The 18,269-nt window shown below is 34.2% G+C and carries 13 protein-coding genes; all 13 read right to left on the bottom strand.

Features of this window, described 5'->3' with window-relative positions:
- Window positions 1-383: 383 nt before the first annotated feature.
- The 13 genes from QWZ17_RS22980 to rpoC all read right to left on the bottom strand — a co-directional run bounded on the left by QWZ17_RS22980 (window position 384) and on the right by rpoC (window position 18,174).
- The gene (locus tag QWZ17_RS22980) at window positions 384-1,106 is read right to left on the bottom strand and encodes a WecB/TagA/CpsF family glycosyltransferase (RefSeq protein ID WP_290307660.1); all 723 of its coding nucleotides are present in this window, start codon (window positions 1,104-1,106) and stop codon (window positions 384-386) included.
- A gap of 16 nt (window positions 1,107-1,122) precedes the next feature.
- Window positions 1,123-2,199 carry a glycosyltransferase gene (locus tag QWZ17_RS22975; RefSeq protein ID WP_290307659.1) on the bottom strand — a complete coding sequence of 359 codons (1,077 nt, stop codon included), beginning with the start codon at window positions 2,197-2,199 and terminating at the stop codon, window positions 1,123-1,125.
- A gap of 21 nt (window positions 2,200-2,220) precedes the next feature.
- Complete coding sequence (locus QWZ17_RS22970) at window positions 2,221-2,709, bottom strand: serine O-acetyltransferase (RefSeq protein ID WP_290307658.1); 489 nt, start codon at window positions 2,707-2,709, stop codon at window positions 2,221-2,223.
- Between the two features lie 7 nt (window positions 2,710-2,716).
- A complete protein-coding gene (locus QWZ17_RS22965; RefSeq protein WP_290307657.1) occupies window positions 2,717-3,772 on the bottom strand; it encodes a glycosyltransferase family 2 protein in 1,056 nt (351 codons plus the stop codon).
- 12 nt (window positions 3,773-3,784) lie between these two features.
- Window positions 3,785-4,792, bottom strand: a complete 1,008-nt coding sequence (locus QWZ17_RS22960; protein WP_290307656.1) for a glycosyltransferase — start codon at window positions 4,790-4,792, stop codon at window positions 3,785-3,787.
- Between the two features lie 2 nt (window positions 4,793-4,794).
- The gene (locus QWZ17_RS22955; protein ID WP_290307655.1) at window positions 4,795-5,724 is read right to left on the bottom strand and encodes a glycosyltransferase family 2 protein; all 930 of its coding nucleotides are present in this window, start codon (window positions 5,722-5,724) and stop codon (window positions 4,795-4,797) included.
- A gap of 22 nt (window positions 5,725-5,746) precedes the next feature.
- Window positions 5,747-6,583, bottom strand: a complete 837-nt coding sequence (locus tag QWZ17_RS22950; RefSeq protein ID WP_290307654.1) for an O-antigen ligase family protein — start codon at window positions 6,581-6,583, stop codon at window positions 5,747-5,749.
- Window positions 6,584-7,115: 532 nt separating this feature from the next.
- On the bottom strand, window positions 7,116-8,645 hold the full coding sequence (locus QWZ17_RS22945) for a lipopolysaccharide biosynthesis protein (protein ID WP_290307653.1): 1,530 nt from the start codon (window positions 8,643-8,645) through the stop codon (window positions 7,116-7,118).
- Window positions 8,642-9,919, bottom strand: a complete 1,278-nt coding sequence (locus tag QWZ17_RS22940) for a hypothetical protein (protein ID WP_290307652.1) — start codon at window positions 9,917-9,919, stop codon at window positions 8,642-8,644. Before QWZ17_RS22940 ends, QWZ17_RS22945 begins: the two co-directional genes overlap by 4 nt.
- A 12-nt stretch (window positions 9,920-9,931) precedes the next feature.
- The gene (locus QWZ17_RS22935; protein ID WP_290307651.1) at window positions 9,932-12,337 is read right to left on the bottom strand and encodes a GumC family protein; all 2,406 of its coding nucleotides are present in this window, start codon (window positions 12,335-12,337) and stop codon (window positions 9,932-9,934) included.
- 7 nt (window positions 12,338-12,344) lie between these two features.
- Complete coding sequence (locus QWZ17_RS22930) at window positions 12,345-13,190, bottom strand: polysaccharide biosynthesis/export family protein (protein WP_290307650.1); 846 nt, start codon at window positions 13,188-13,190, stop codon at window positions 12,345-12,347.
- A gap of 161 nt (window positions 13,191-13,351) precedes the next feature.
- Window positions 13,352-13,663, bottom strand: coding sequence for a DUF3467 domain-containing protein (locus QWZ17_RS22925; RefSeq protein WP_290307649.1), 312 nt, complete (start codon window positions 13,661-13,663; stop codon window positions 13,352-13,354).
- A 221-nt stretch (window positions 13,664-13,884) separates the two neighbouring features.
- Window positions 13,885-18,174: a DNA-directed RNA polymerase subunit beta' gene (gene rpoC, locus QWZ17_RS22920; RefSeq protein ID WP_290307648.1), complete on the bottom strand. Its 4,290-nt coding sequence runs from the start codon at window positions 18,172-18,174 to the stop codon at window positions 13,885-13,887.
- Between the last annotated feature and the right edge of the window lie 95 nt (window positions 18,175-18,269).

Raw genomic sequence — 18,269 nt, 5'->3', positions numbered from 1 at the left:
TACCTGAAGGACAGCATGGTGCACAACAATACGCGTGTTACTCCCCCAGACGAGGCTACGTCCGTCGGCAATCCCTACATTAGCTGCAAAAAGGGCTAAAAACTTTAAAACCCTATTTACAGATTGCCGGAGAGAGGGCGGCAGCCAGGCTTGTATCGCGTGAGTTATAGTTAGTGTCCAACGGATATGCTATGGGTAAAAAACAATGAAACAATTGCGTTTTTTGACCATAAATATTTTTCGAAACCATTTAATAGCCTTAAAATTTCATGCCTTTTTAAGGTTCTGCTATTAAGCAGTTAAAGAACGCTTTTTCTAATTCAGTATTATTAGTGAGACTAAATAGTTTGATATTTTCCCCTACCCTCTTTCTATTATAAAAACTAATGGGGACCTTTAACCTTCCCTTTTGCGTACTTAATTTTTGCAAACTTTTTAAACAAGAAAAAAAATTTCGGATAGCTTATACCGTATCGTTTTAGTAACTGAGGTTCTGATATTATTCGATATATCCATCTTACATTAAGTCTATCAAAAATATCGGGGTAATATTCTTTTTTTTGTGAAATTTGATGAAGATAACCGCCACATGTAAACATGTATCCTTCGAAAGAAGCTTTTTTTAATTTTATTAAAAAAAGTTCCTGATAGGGAGTTCCCATCCCGCAAATTACTAAATCAATTTTAAGATTAATTAATTTATTTATCGTTTGAAATTCCTCTTCCTCGCTATCAAAATAACCATTGCGATAGTAAGAGATTTTCACTTCGTGTTTTTCTTCAATCGCCAAAATAGCATTAGTTATATATTCTTCCTTTGTGCCGATAATAGCAATTTTCAGGTTATGACGAGAAGCATATTCAAATACTAACGGGGCTACTGAGGTTTCATCAAAACTAAATCGAGAAATATTATTCTGTAAATATTTGTTAATTTTATTGACTAACGAAATACCATCAACGTTCCAATAATCTATACTTTCGGCAATCTGTCTATGAGATTTTAAAACAAGCATAGAATAAGGATTAACAAATGATGTTATGCCTTTGGCTATTTTAAAATCTCCAACTTTATCCATGATTATATCCCAGGCTTCATTTCCCATAACATTTCATTATAAATTACATTGATATCGAGTTATAATAATCCAGATAATTTAGCAACATTTTATCTTTATGAAATTGTTTAAAAAAAACACTTTCTCTAAGTAAGATAGCTGCCTTTTTATATTTTTGATAATTGTCAATCATATCAATAAGTGCATTTGAAAATTCAGCAGTACTATCACCATCTACTAATAAGCCATTATCCATAATCAATGTTTTTGACGAACCAACATTTGTTGCTACAATTGGTAAACCCACCGACACAGCTTCAATAAAAACATTGGGAAAACCCTCGAAAAATGATGATTGTACTAACGCATCACCTATATTAAGTAATTGTTCTATATCCGTTCTATGACCTAAAAATTTAACTTTACTTTCTAAACCATTAGATTTTACAAGATCTTTCAGTTCTTTTTCCGACGGGCCGCTGCCAACAATTAAACAGATAAAGTCTTTATCTTTAATTATCGCCAAAGCATTCAGCAATTTTTTTTGATTTTTTTGAAAAGATAACCTCCCCAAACTCAAAAAAACAAACTCATTTTGAATATTAAAGTTTCTTTTAGCAATGTTATTTTGATTCTCATCAAGCTTAGCATAAAAATCTCCCCCCATGTTAATAACAATGTTGACATGCCCTTTGCTATATTTATCATAAAAACTTTTTACTACATCAGAAAGGTATATAAGGTTTTTAGGCATTATAAACTTAAGCAAGTAATTATTTTTTAGATAAATGTTATCAAAGTTAAAGACACTGTGGATTTTCAATAATTTCTCTGCAGCTAATAAAAAAGGCATAGAAGCTCTTTTATGGCCTTGAAAAAAAACAATTTTATTTTCCTTAATAACTTTGAGTATGGAAATAATATTCAGAGGATTGCGAGTGTTTAAAATTATGTGTTTTACATCCTTAGAAAGCAACTCTGAACTTTTGCCATCAGGCGAAAATAAATAAACATTCTTGAAATAGGCTAAATAATAATTAGCAAAATTTACAACTCTTTTTTCTTCGCCACCGTAATCAAAATCAGGTATAATTAGCGCTATTGACTTTGATTTTAACACTTCGTATTTAGAGTTACTCATAACTAACTTGTAAAGTTTATATTAGATGCTTTTTATGACGAGTGGCCTTCCATAAACTATTGAATTTTCAGGAATATCTACATTAATGAATGTACCCGCTCCAATAATACAATTATCGCCAATTTTAACAGAACCAATTATTATACTATGAGCTCCTATATCTACGTTATTACCAATAATTGGTACTCCACCGTTTCTACTTTTTTGACCTAAGGTGGTGTTGTGCCTAATCAAAACATTAGAACCTATTTTACAATCACCATGAACAATCAGACCTTGACCATGAAAAACCATAAAACCGGTGCCGATTTCAGTATTTAATGGAATATCAATGCCTAAAATCCAAGGAAAAGTAAATTTATAAGCTATTGTAAATGGTAAACCTATAAGTTTTACTATAAAGCCCTTTTTTAGAAAAAGTTGCGCCAAACGAAAAAAAAGAATGAAAAATAATCCTTTAAAATTGCCCTTATTATTATGAATATCTAATCTAAGTGAATTGAACATCATCAAACTTTTAGTTATATGCTAATTTTCTAATTGCTGTAAAAGCATTTACATAAGTTTTAGTTTCCAAAAGTACGCGCACCTTTTTTAGCAAATAAAACAACGAAAATGTTTTAACAGACAGACTACCTTGCACAAAGTGCCGAAATAAAATAAAAATAACCCTTTGATTATACCAATCATTAATTTCCTTTAAATCCGCCTTCGTTAATTCGTATTCATATGTATTTACATACTTTAATCTAATTTCATTAAATTGAACTAGAGCTTCCCTTAATATTTTAACATCATTGGTTAGGGAGTATTTGTTTATAACACACAATATTTCAGGCTTAACAGATACATTCAAAAAATGCAAAAGTAACTTTGCAGATATAGCTGAAGCGTTATTGGCTTGCTGCTCCCGATTGCTGAAGCTAACACCACTTTTATTCAATCGATAATTAAATAATGGTTTGGGGATATTGTGGAAATTATAACCATCTAACAATAAGCGGGCCCATAAATCATAATCTTCAACATGAGTAGCTGCTTCTGTTTTATTGTATCGGTATTCTTTTAATAATTCTACTTTGATCATTATTGCAGGATGTCCTACAGGAGAATTAAATAAAGCAACAAATCTATTTGATCCTACACCTGTACAATCGTAATCAGAAATATGCCCTATTAACTTCCCCGAACTGGATATAGCCACAAACGGTACAGAAACAACGTCATATTTAGGGTTTTCCAAAAATGCATTAAGCTGCTCTTCAATCCTATTAGGATGAGAAAAATCATCGGCATCCATTCGTGCAATAAAGTTTCCGTTTGCCAACTCAACCCCTCTATTCAAAGTGCCTACTATTTTATAATTCACTTCGTTATTAACAACAACAACCCTTGGATCTTCCAACGATAATTTAGTTAGTACTTGCAAAGTTGAATCGTTAGAACCATCATTTATACAAAGAATTTCCAAATTCTTATATGTTTGATTCATAATTGATCTTACCGAGAATTCAACGTACCGTTCTGCATTGTAGCAAGGAATTATTACAGAAACTAAAGGGAGAGTATTCATCTTCAAATCAACTCAATAAAGCAATAACTTAAAATCATCAAGAAATGATTGCATACTAAATTTGGAGGCATGTTTCAATGCATTTTTTTTCATTAAACTTAGCTTTTCTCTATCTTTTTCTAAAAGTTTAATCCCTGTAATAAAGTCATCTAAAGTCGAACACAATATCGAGTTATGCTCATCACAATAATCTCTTATAGAGCCAACATCAGATACAACTTGTACTAACCCTGTAGCCATTGATGTTGTTATAACGTTACTACCTACGGTATCTTCTAAAACCGAAAGCCCGATATCGCATCGCTGCATTAGTGATAATAGATCTTTCTCTTCTAAAAATCCATACAAATTAACATTAGTGAATTTATCAAAAATATCCTTTAGCTGAGCACTCCCCATACATATATGAAATTGAACTACTGGAATGTTAGCGACAATTTGCTGCATCAATTGATAATTCCTTTTTAAATTTCCAATACAAACGATATTTAGTTTTTTGTTAACTGGGGCTATTTCTCTTGCTTTATAGTATTCCGTATCCACGTAATGAAACGTATTAACTATTTCCTTTTTATATCCAATTTTCTCCAAAAATAACTTAAGGCTACTGCCAAAAACCATTACCTTATCCACCTGATTAATCTTTTTTATAATTGTTGATTCATTTTTATACAATTCAGTTAGATTATCACCAGGTAAATGAACCAATGCATAAATTTCGTTTTCAGCACCAAGCTTTCGTAAAATTTTAGCTGTCAAATCTTGATTTGCAAAACCCTTTGTCAAGTATTCAAAAAAAAACACCTTGTCGCTTCTATTTGCCATCAATTTTATATAAAAAGCCAAAAAGACTGCGTGTATTTTTGACAACTTACCACCGCCAGGAAATTGTTGAGGTATATTTTTGATTAATTTTACTTCTGTTAAATTTTGCTCAAGATATTTAACCAAGTAACTCATTCCAGCATGATTACCTGATGTATGCTTAAAATCGTAATATACAATAAACATCTTGCCCATAATTATCTCGTTTTCTTTACCATTATAGATTTTAAAAATGTTGAATAGGGCAATTTATATTGCCCTTTATATTTCAAAAACAACATCACTGCATCGAGCTTTGTATTATTTTCGAACAATCTCTGTATTAAAGATTTTTTTAGCATATCCTTATATAAAGGCAGAGCAACAAAAATCTCTTGTTTTAATTCAGTTTCAAAAGCATTTCTCGAATCATGAGAATTCACAAAATTAGCAACCCAGGTTAGAAAAGTTTCTATCGCGTTTAATCGTAATTTGACGTTGCCAATTTTTGATATGTTTAACTCAGACCAGCGCCAGTTACACAATACCTTATTAGTTGAAACTACACCATTGGTTTTCGCCAAAGAAAACCATGTAGCGTCATCACTACCCCATGCTAAAGGAAAATCCACAAAACCACCTATTTCAATCAAAGACTTTGTTCTAAATACAAAATTTGGGGCATATATTTCTCTCAAGCCTCTTAGCCGGTGCCATATAAAATCAAGTACAACTTCACGTTCTGGAGCAGAACAAGTATATCTTATTATTTTGTTATCCTGGTCAATGACGGCCACCCTACTGTAAAACAAATCAACTAACGGATACTGTTTTATTAACTCATTTATCTCCAACAAAAAGTCCGGTTCCAATATATCATCATCGGAAAATAAAAGCGTGTACTCAAATTTTGCGTATTTTAAACAATTATTCCAACTTGAAACCACGCTTTTGCTACCAAGATTATTTTCGTTTTCATAGTAACTAATTCTTTTATCTTCAAATTTTGCAACAATTTCAGCTACATTTTCCGGAGATTTATCATTCACTATAATCAATTCGAAATCCTCAAAGGTTTGATCAAGTACACTTTTAATGGCGTAAAACAAATATTTTGTTTTGAAAGCGGGTATGATAATAGAAAACATATTTAACTTAAAATGTACTTAATTAAGACCGTATATTTTTTGCACGCGAAAGCATTTTAACCTGAATACTTATAAATAATCCGGTTAACGTAAAGAAAAATGGCATTGAACTTAACACACCAGTTGTTAAAATAAACGTAAGGTAACCGATGAGTATTAATAGGCAAATCAGTACAAACCTACGATACTCCCTTTCTGTCTTTAAAAAATTTCGAATATAATACACTAACAACGACACAAACAATATCAAATTAGCTATTATTCCAATTAACCCTTGTTCAATCAATAAAACAAAAAAATAGCTTTCAAATCCGAATGCTTCTGCATCACTGGATCTTTTTGAATTATCCGAACTAAAACCCAGATTTTCAATTATGTAATCAAATCCATTACCAAAAATAGGGCTATCATTAAAATACTTAAAAGAAAGCAATAATTGGGTTTGCCGCATGTCAACACTGCTACCTTCTGTTGAACTACCGCCGGTTAAAACAACATCAGCCAATTGATCCATAGTTTTACTTACTTTGGGAATCTGAAATAATACTATAATCAGTAGGGGCAAAATTAATATGTACTGAAAAAAGCGTTCTGCAGTTATTGAAAATAGTGCATAAATTCCGTAGCTACCAATAAATATCAGCAAGATGATTCTTGAATTCGAAAAGTATAAATTAATAATAAAAAGAGCTATTAAAGTTAAAATATACCTTTTGGAAACTTTGATTTGTTTTATATTTTGGTAAAAAAAAATGGAAATAAGTGCAATAGTATTTAGCAGAAACCCATACAGATATGGGTGAAAACTAAACGAATTTACTCTTAACCGACCATCGCCAGTAAGTAAATAACTCTTCATATAGTCCTGTGTTTTAAATGCTTCAGCTATAATTGAGTTATATGGATTTGCTTTTATAATAAAACACACAATTCCGTAAAGCGCAAAAATTAAAAAAACAAAAAGAAGCTTTCGAAATAACTTTGAGTAGTTGTAAACATTGTATAATGCAACGTAAACAAATAGGCAACACAGGATATTTATGGTTAAAAATGAAATAGGCTTAGCTAATTTGTGATAAAAATTAACAGTTGCTCGATGGTCAAATAGACCTATTGTTAAGATTAAAATCGAAAATAATACAAATATGTATTTTAGCGGAAAAGTTTTGAGAATGCTAAGCCAAGATTTATTTTTATAAATTGCTATACATAGCGTTAACAATATAAATTGATTATACGGTATAACAAAAAAAATGGTAATTCCGGCCGGAACAAATAGTACAAAAATAAGAAACCAAAAAACCTGGTTGATTCCTGAATCAGTCACTATTTTGTAGAATAAACCGAAGCAAATTAAGGAAACTAAAATACCAACCATTTTTATAATATAATTATAAACTATTAATTGAGTTCCGTTTTTTAAATTTTAAGACGCCTATTACAAAATCCCTGTCGTTTTTATTTAAAAGAAGAAAAATGACAGATGGAATTAAAACAACTCCATAAACCAAACATGATATCCCAATCCTTAAATAAGCTTTAGAGACGTGATTTAGCATGGGAAGAGTGTAAAATAACAAAACTGTTACCGCGGCAATAAATGAACTGGGAAATAAAAAGGATTTTAGAAAAATTCTACTGGAATTCAACTTCATAACCTTCGAATAATAATAGGTGTAGTAAAAAAGCATCTGAAATATGTTGTAAAAAAGGTACCCAAAAACTACCCCGCCTACCTTATAAATTGGAGTTAAAAACCAAGCTATTCCTAATGAAAGAATAGAAGAAAAGGCCGACATTATAACAATTGGTCTGAGCTTGGCTTCAGAAAGAACCAAACTTGATAGCGCAGAAGTATGTGCAGCAAGCAATGTTAAAATCCATATAACTAACCATATCAATAAATAACTATACCCCTTTCCAACGTATAAAGTGAGTAAATCAGAAGATATCAATATAAAGCCGAAAACAAAAAAAGATAAAAAGATTGTTATATACTTAGTTCCATCATAGGCTATTTTATTTATTTTGTCTGTATCTCCTAAAGCCTTAGCTTTAGATGCTGATGGTAGTATAACCGCAGTAAAACTGGAACCCAAAAGTAAAATTACACTTGCAAAGCCTTCCAAAATCCGATAATCTGCAACAAACGCTACACCTGCTCTTAAACTCAATATAATAGGTCTCAAATAGACGGCCGAAAACTGAAAAATCCCAAACGAGAATATACTTAAACAGTAAGGTAAAATCTGCTTGAAAACATCGTTATAATATCGCGGCAAATATGATATTTTATAGCCTAAGCTATTTATTTTCAAAACACTAAAGGGGATAATTATTAATGACGAAAATGTAGTTAACATAAAAAAAAGCTTCACGTTAAAATTGTATTTGATAGTAAGAAATAAAATCAAAACCTGAAGCAGCCTGGAAAAAATCATCAAACGTTGCTCCCACCCAATAATTTCATTTGCTCTCAAAAACTGATCTAATAGAGATGATATCCATCCAAAAAACGCACTTATTATCAATACATAAAACATATGTTGTAAAATATTGGCGTCAGCATCTGATAAAGAAAATATCGACTTAGCAAAATAGGAGATAATGGCCAATATGATACCATTAATGATACCTACGACACCATAGAATACTAAGCTCGATTGAAATAATTTATTTAGTTTCACAAAATCGTTTTTTACAAGAAATTGTGAAAAAAACTTAACATTGCCAGAGGAAAAACCCATATCCATTAATTTGAGGTAGACATTAACGGATAAGGCTAATCCGATTAAGCCATATTGCTGCTTGCCAAAATGAAACAAGAGAATTGGCACCGAAAAAAAACCATATAAAGCGCTTATAATATTCCCTAAAGAACTCCAAACTATACCCGAAAATATTTTTTTTGAACTACTCATTTTTGCAAAATTTGCTCATATCGATTGATACCCATTCCCAAAACATCTGTCAACAAATTCCTAATTGATGTGTTTAACTCATCCGTATCACTTTGCTGATATCTTTTTAAAAGATCTGAAAAAGATGACTCATCATAAAACTTATCGTCTAATCCCATATAATTTTCATTTTCGCCCTTACCATACCTAAAACAAATAAGATTGTAATACATGGCTTCATAATATGCAGTAGTGTTATAGCATATGGAAAAATCAAAATTTTCTGATTTAAAAAGCTCATTCATCGTCAATTTGGTATCTAACATTTTGATGCTATATTTATCTGCAACTTCCCTAAGGCGATTTAAATCCGAACGCGGATGGGGTTTTACTTCAAAATTTATATCCAAAACAGGAGACACCCGGCCTAAAATATTTAGGATCTCTATATTTTGAGTATCGTAAATATCTCTTCCTAAAAAGACAACGCCTTTCTTAAAGGTATTTTTTACAGAGATGCTTTTGGCGGGATACTTAGGATTCCCCGCTACCAAAATTCTATTTTCGTTTAAATTATGATTATTAATTAAATCATCTTTGCTGGATTGTCCCCAAACTAATACGTAATCAGCATTTATATTAGTGCCGTTTACGTTATCCAACGGCCTACTAATCATATAGTTAATATAACTCACTCCATGTGAAAGATGATAAGTTATCATTCCTTTGTTTTTAAAAAAAATCGTCAGCAATGATTCGATATCGTAAGAACTATTAAACGCAATATATTTTTTTTTTGAAAGATCGACGTTTTTAAATAACAACTCCAATGTTTTGAAGACATTGGTATAGAAAATAATGTAGCAAAAAATGCACGTTCTTTCTTTAAAAGAAGTTTTGAGCCGATGATTTTTTATAAAAACATAGAAAAAGGCTTGGTAAATAGCTTTTATACTTGGCAGGCAATACTCATCCGGCACCTGCCCCACCAAAACATGCTTTGAATTTTTCACACCGTTTAAACAAGCCTTAATGAGTTCATTATAATCTGGCCTGTTATAACAACTTGTCATTATTACGTTGTTATCAACTGCAATTCTATAGAGTTCTTCGTAACGCCGAGTTTTAAATAAACGGACGATTAGCTTATATAATTTTATTTTCTTGAAATCTGCATTTCGGAAGGTAATTAATAAAAACTCCGAACATAATATTTTGCTGAAATCAACGCCTTTATAAACAAAACCATATTGATCTTTTAATAATAAATATTTACCAAAATTATCCTGGCTCATAAAATCTGTAAACTACTTACTTTTGCCTTTAGTAAAGGTTTTCTTCCACCAACTTGGGGTTGATGCTTCCTCTACATATCCGTTATAAGAACCATAGCCGTATCCATAACCATAGCCATAACCGTAACCATAGCCATAGCCCGTCTTTTGTTTTTTTACGTCATTTACAACAATATATGAACGTTTAAATTTGCCTGTCTTAACTAAATCCGTTATAATTTGTAGTTGATTTTTAAAAGTGTATTGCTGTCGAACGATATATAGATTAATATCAACAAATTTTTCAAGTAACTGAGCATCAGACACCAATCCTACAGGAGCACTATCTATTATTATAAAATCAAATCTCTTCTTTAATTCGTTAATCATTCCTTCAACCTTCTCGTTCAATAAAATTTCTGATGGATTTGGTGGGATAGGCCCAGCTGAAATGAGAAAGCAATTTTCCGAAAAGAATGTTGGTTTAATAATTGAGTCCAAATCCATATTCTGTGAAACTATATAGTTAGTAAATCCATTATCGCTTTCCATACCCATGTTAAAAGATAATTTAGGCTTCCTTAAATCTAATTCTAACAACAGTACCTTTTTTCCGCTTAATTCAAGCACACTACCTAAATTCATAGAGATGAAAGATTTACCCTCGCCACTCATACTGGAAGTAATCATAATCACATTGGATTTAGAGGCATTGATTACAAACTGAAGATTTGTTCGCAGAGCTCTAAATTGTTCTGATAAAATTGTTCGCGAATTTTTTCCTACAACCAAAGATTTATTGTCACTATTGTTGCCAACTTCTCCTAAAACAGTAACATGAGTGTTTGATTCAATATCGTTCCTATTTAAAATTCTGAAATTTAGTGCGTCCTTGATGTAAATGAAAGAAAATGGCAGCAACGTCCCGACAAATAAGCCTATAATATAAACTAATGACTTATTCGGCTTAAATGGCAAATAGTCGCTTTTTGCCGGGTCAATAATTTTGGCGGTTGATAAGGTAGAGGTCCTTGCAATAGCTGTCTCTTCCTTTTTTTGCAAAAGATATAGATATAACTGCTGTTTCAAATCCTGCTGACGAGCATAATCTAAATATATCCTTTCCTTTTTCGGAACACTTTGTACTTGTGAGGTTAAAGATCGATTCTGAGATTTGAGATCCTTAATAACGACTATTAAACTTTTTTTATAAGTTTCGAAACTTTTTATTAAACTAAGTCTAACATTATTAAGCTGCTGATCAATATTTTGTACTATTGGGTTGTCAGCTTTGTAAGATAAAGATAAATTATCTCTATTTATCAACAGCTCATTATATTTTCCGATAGCCTCAGAAAACACAGGATCCTGAACAGAGAAGGTATTTGGGATTATTCGTTTAGTAGTGGGATTAGTAATATACTGTTCCACGTCATTAACAACTGATAGTTGCGTTTCTTTTTCAGATAGCTTAACGTAATAATCAGAAACGTTTGTAGCTAATGCTTGGCTTTGAGCTTCTACATTCGCAATTCCGTTTTCCTGCTTAAATTTTTCAAATTTGTTTTCAACACCTGACAGTTCTTTACTTACAATATTTATCCTGCCTTCAATAAAATTAAGGGTGCTATCGGCAACCTCAATTTTACTTTGCCGATTTTTATCTAAATATAAAGTCATCAGCTCCTGAAGTATTGCTTCACCCTTTTTAGAATTTGAATATTCCAAGTTTATTTCTAACGTAGTACTTTTTTTGTCCGTTAAATCAACATCAAGATTTTTATTAAAATAATCTACCTGGTCGTCGATAGAATGAACAACTACTTTGTAGCCATTGTCATCTGTCTTCTTTCCCTTAATAGGTTGAAAAGTAAGATTAAACTGCGGCAAATTGATTGTTTGTCCATATTTCACAGCGGTATCAATATTATCCTTGCTGTTAAACACATGCACAATGTTGTTTACTATTTTAATATCATAAACCCTGGCTTTAATCGAATCAACTTTAGATACAACTTGCACACTAAACGGCGATTCATCAAATAATTCCACATTATTTAAACGTCCTTTCCTGTAAATAACTACATCAAGATGCAATTTCTTTACCACATCGGCCATTAAAAGCTTGGACTTTAAAATGTCTATTTCATTATAAACGTTACTTGAAATATCCAAAAGATCTGAAAAGTTCATCATTGAACTACCGCCAGATTTACCTCCTAACAACCCTCCTGCTGCATCATCCTGTATTGTTATCTTACTGGTAATTTTATATGATGGTGTTCCATACCTTGCAAATGCAAACGCTACAACAAAGCAAACCAGAATGCTAACTATAAAAAAATACCAGTATTGAATCACAATACCGATAATCTTTTTTATGTTAAAACTTTCTTCTACAGGAGTAATTTTATCAGCATGCTGATCTTGAAATTCCATATTTATTTTATTTTCGAGTAAGATAAATTGCTATAATTGACAATATTGAACCCAAGATAGTATAATTACGAGCTTGCGCAGCGTCTGTTGCTGCAGCTTTAGCTTTACCGGGTTCAACATAAATAACATCATTTTGGCGCAAATAATAGCATGGCAAATACATACTTGCGCTACTCTTCAGGTTGATTCTATATGGAGTTCTGGTACCATCTGAATTAGTCCTTATTAATAATACATTTTCCCTTTTTCCAAATATGGTCAAATCGCCAGCCATAGCTAAAGCATCCATAACGGTTACTTTTTCATTTGGCATAATGTAAACGCCTGGCTTAAGAACCTCACCGGTAACACTGATTTTAAAATTAGCGAACCTCACGGTAACTGTTGGATTAACATAGTATTTTAACGCTATATTGTTAATTAGAGAAGTTAATTCTGTTGTAGTATAGCCAAGTACCTTCAATTTTCCAAATATCGGAACGTCGATGAATCCTTCTTTGTTAACTAAATATCCTCCTAACGGCTGAGATTGACCTAATCCTATTATTGCTTGATTCGAATTGGTTATTCCACCCAATGCACCCGTAGTTGTAGAACCCGGGGTGTTGATATTCCCCCCGCTAATCATTTGAGAAGCGACTGGATCAAGCGTTTGCACTATGATTGACAATATGTCATCCACCTGTACTTTCGGCTCTGTATATTCGGCAGCAGGAATTGTTTTCAACACACCTGAATCCGGTATATCCTGAAAGTATTTAATCTTTTTTGTAGAAGAGCAAGAAAACAATCCGATCGAAACGAATAAAATGAACAGTATTATATATGAATTTAAAAAGTAGGTCTTTCTCATTGGGTTAAGCTCTCATATTTTTTGTAGGTGTAAGTTTTAAAACATTGCAATATATAGACATTTTTTAAATTATCTGTATATAATTATAATTTTTTTTAAAAAAACGGGATTAACGTAACTTTTTTTTAATCAAAAGCACATTTTAATATAATATTGAAAATTCATGCTTGTCCCATTGTTCCGCCAAAATTCATAGGAAATCCAGATGGGTCTTGTTGAATCTTAATGCGACCATTTAAGTTTTCAAACTTTTCAATATTATCTTCCAATGCTGTCAACAGCCTTTTAGCGTGCTCCGGAGTTAAAATTATCCTTGATTTCACCTTAGCTTTAGGTACACCCGGCATAACGCGGATAAAGTCGAGCACAAACTCCGAACTGGAGTGAGTGATGATTGCCAGGTTTGAATAAATTCCTTCTGCAATCTCTTCAGAAAGCTCAATGTTGAGCTGGTTTTCGTTTTGTTCTTCCATGGTACTAAAATAACAAAAAGACACTTTTAGTATAAAGTCTTTTTGGGGGTACTTATTTTAACCTCATTTTTTTGATCGGGCAAATATAGACTATCCAAATGAAGTCAAGCTAAAACACTCTCGTGTCGCAATTGTTTTACAATATTTACTATTTGTTGAAATATTTTCAAAAAAAAAGCCCCCCGTTTTCACGAGAGGCCTCAAATATTAGAAACTTAAAATTATGCTTCTACTTCTTCGGCTTTTGATGCCATTAAGCGATCAAATTCTTCTTGTGAGCCTACACGGATATTTTCGTATTCGCGTAAACCTGTACCAGAAGGAATTAAGTGACCAACAATAACGTTTTCTTTTAAGCCAAGCATGTTGTCTTTTTTACCTGCAATCGCGGCTTCGTTAAGTACTTTGGTAGTTTCCTGGAACGATGCAGCAGAGATAAACGATTTGGTACCTAATGAGGCCCTGGTGATACCTTGCAGTATCGGGCTTGATGTTGCAGCGATAGCATCGCGCACTTCAACCAATCTTAAATCTTTACGTTTTAAAACTGAATTCTCATCACGTAACCTTCTCAATGATACTATCTGACCGGCTTTCAATGTAGCTGAATCACCTGGCTCAACTACAACTTTTTTGTCAAATATCTCGTCGTTTTCGTTCATGAAATCCCAGCTATCAACAGCTTCGCGCTCTAAGAAACGGGTATCACCCGCATCCTCGATCGATACTTTCTGCATCATCTGGTGAACAATAACCTCAAAGTGTTTATCATTGATTTTCACACCTTGTAAACGGTAAACCTCTTGTATACCATTAACCAGGTATTCCTGTACTGCAGCAGGGCCTTTAATTGCAAGGATATCTGCCGGAGAGATTGAACCATCTGATAAAGGCATACCGGCTTTCACAAAGTCGTTATCCTGTACAAGGATGTGTTTTGACAACGGAACAAGATATTTTTTAACCTGGCCATCTTTTGATTCGATGGTCATTTCACGGTTACCACGTTTAATACCACCTAAAGTTACCACACCGTCAATCTCAGTTACTACAGCCGGGTTTGATGGGTTACGTGCTTCAAACAGTTCGGTTACACGTGGTAAACCACCGGTGATATCGCGGGTTTTACCAGTTGAACGAGGGATTTTAGCAATAACCTGTCCGGTTTGTAGTTTTTCACCTTCTTCAACAGCAATGTGAGCTCCTACCGGGATGTTATATCCTTTAACCAAGTTGCCCTTGTTATCGGTAATCTGGATAACAGGGTTTTTAGTTTTATCCCTGGTATCGATAATTACTTTTTCACGGTGACCTGTTTGCTCGTCAGATTCTTCACGGAAAGTGATACCTTCTAATACAGCATCAAACTGCGCGATACCCGCAAACTCTGATATGATAACCGCATTGTATGGGTCCCATGAACAGATACGATCACCTTTGGTAATTTTAGCACCGTCTTTAATGTATAAGTATGAACCGTAAGGAATATTGTTGGTTACAATAACTTTATTGCTTCCTTCCTCAACAATACGGAACTCACCAGAACGACCTAATACTACATCAACTTTACCTTCTTCGGCAGTGTTGAATTCAACAGTACGTACGTTTTCAAATTCAATGATACCATCAAATTTAGCGTTGATCTGTGATTCAGCCGCGATGTTTGACGCGGTACCACCCACGTGGAATGTACGAAGTGTTAACTGTGTGCCCGGCTCACCAATTGACTGTGCTGCAATTACACCCACAGCTTCACCTTTTTGCACGCGTTTACCGCTTGCAAGGTTACGGCCGTAGCATAGCGCGCACACGCCGCGTTTGCTTTCGCATGTTAATACCGAACGGATCTCAACACCTTCTAACGGAGAGTTTTCAATACGTTTAGCTACCTCTTCGGTGATATCCTGACCGGCAGAAGCTAACAGTTCGTTAGTGATAGGGTCATGAACATCATGTAAAGAAGTACGACCTAAAATACGGTCATATAATGGTTCAACAATATCTTCGTTGTCTTTTAGCGCAGTGGTGTAGATACCTCTTAAAGTACCGCAATCAACTGTACCAACAATCATATCCTGGGCAACATCATGCAACCTACGGGTTAAGTAACCAGCATCGGCCGTTTTCAACGCCGTATCCGCCAAACCTTTACGGGCACCGTGGGTAGAGATAAAGTACTCTAATACCGACAGACCTTCTTTAAAGTTTGATAAGATCGGGTTTTCAATGATCTCGCCGCCCGAGCCTGATTTTTGAGGCTTAGCCATCAAACCACGCATACCTGCAAGCTGACGGATTTGCTCTTTAGAACCACGTGCACCAGAGTCAAGCATCATGTACACCGAGTTAAAGCCCTGGTTATCGTTGCTCAGGATGTCCATCACATTCGCGGTTAAGCGGTTGTTGATACGTGTCCAGATATCGATAATTTGGTTATAACGCTCGTTGTTTGTAATGAAACCCATGTTATAGTTACCCATAACCTCTTCAACTTGTTTAGAAGCTGTATCAATTAAAGTAACTTTTTCTGCAGGGATATTGATATCCTTCAGGTTAAATGATAAACCACCCTGGAATGCCATTTTGAAACCTAATTCCTTAATATCATCAAGGAACTGGGCCGCGCGTGCCATACCGGTAATTTTTACAACTTCACCAATGATATCACGTAGTGATTTTTTGGTTAATAGTTCATTGATATAACCTACTTCGGTTGGTACATGCTCATTGAACAATACGCGACCTACAGTGGTATCAATAATTTTGCTTACAATTTTGCCATCGCGCTCTTTAACAAAAGCTTTCACTTTAATAAAGGCATGCAGGTCTAATTTTTTCTCGTTGTAAGCGATGATAACTTCTTCGGCAGAGTAAAAAGTTAAGCCTTGTCCTTTTACAACACGTGTTTCATCTGTTTTACGGCCTTTGGTTATGTAGTACAAACCAAGTACCATGTCCTGTGATGGTACAGTAATAGGCGTACCGTTTGCAGGGTTAAGGATGTTGTGTGATGCAAGCATCAATACCTGGGCTTCCAAAATTGCCGCGTTACCAAGTGGTACGTGAACGGCCATCTGGTCACCGTCAAAATCCGCGTTGAAAGCCGTACAGGTTAATGGGTGCAATTGAATCGCTTTACCTTCAACCAATTTAGGCTGGAACGACTGGATACCTAACCTGTGCAGCGTAGGCGCACGGTTTAGTAATACAGGGTGTCCTTTCAATACGTTTTCCAAAATATCCCAAACTAACGGGTCTTTACGGTCAACAATCTTTTTGGCAGATTTTACTGTTTTAACCACACCACGCTCAATCATTTTGCGTATGATAAATGGTTTAAACAACTCGGCAGCCATATCTTTTGGTAAACCGCACTCGTGTAATTTAAGGTTTGGACCTACAACAATTACCGAACGGGCAGAGTAATCCACACGTTTACCTAATAAGTTTTGACGGAAACGGCCTTGTTTACCTTTCAGGATATCTGAAAGTGATTTCAATGCACGGTTACCTTCGGTTTTAACCGCGTTAACTTTACGTGAGTTATCAAATAACGAATCTACAGCTTCCTGTAACATACGTTTTTCGTTACGTAAAATCACTTCCGGTGCTTTAATCTCGATCAAACGTTTTAAACGGTTATTACGGATAATTACACGACGGTAAAGGTCATTCAAATCTGAAGTAGCGAAACGGCCACCTTCCAGTGGTACTAACGGACGCAACTCGGGCGGGATAACCGGAACGATTTTAACAATCATCCACTCAGGGTTATTTTCAATCCTGGTTTTTGCATCACGGAAAGCCTCAACAACCTGTAAACGTTTTAAGGCCTCGTTTTTACGTTGTTGTGAAGTTTCGTTTGCTGCCTGGTGGCGTAAGCTAAATGAAAGCTCATCCAGGTCAAGGCGTTTTAATAATTCTTCTAAAGCCTCGGCACCCATTTTGGCAACAAATTTCTGAGGATCTTTGTCGTCAAGGTACTGGTTTTCTTTTGGAAGGGTATCTAATACGTCAAGGTATTCTTCTTCAGTAAGGAAATCCATTTTGTTGATTCCGTCTGCTTCTTTAATACCTGGCTGTATTACTACATAGCGCTCGTAATAGATAATTAAGTCTAATCTTTTGGTTGGTAAACCCAGTAAGTAACCAATTTTGTTTGGCAACGAACGGAAGTACCAGATATGCGCAACAGGAACTACAAGGTTAATGTGGCCCATGCGCTCGCGACGTACTTTCTTTTCGGTTACTTCAACACCGCAACGGTCGCACACGATACCTTTGTAACGGATACGTTTGTATTTACCGCAATGGCACTCATAATCTTTAACCGGACCAAAAATACGCTCGCAGAATAAACCGTCACGCTCAGGTTTATAGGTCCTGTAGTTGATGGTTTCTGGTTTTAAAACCTCGCCACTTGAACGCTCAAGGATAGACTCCGGAGAGGCCAGGCTGATCGTAATTGTGGTGAAATTACTTTTGATTTTATTATCCTTTTTGTAAGACATAGTCTCCTTTGTTTTTAATTATTGAAGGATGAATTATTGAATTATCGAATTCTAAAAATTACTGAAGGACTGAACTAATTCAATAATTCAATCCC

This window comes from Mucilaginibacter flavus, assembly GCF_030409315.1.
In the GTDB taxonomy this organism is placed as follows: domain Bacteria; phylum Bacteroidota; class Bacteroidia; order Sphingobacteriales; family Sphingobacteriaceae; genus Mucilaginibacter; species Mucilaginibacter flavus.
The sequence above is the reverse complement of the archived record's forward strand: the minus strand, read 5'-3'. Positions and strand labels throughout refer to the sequence as shown.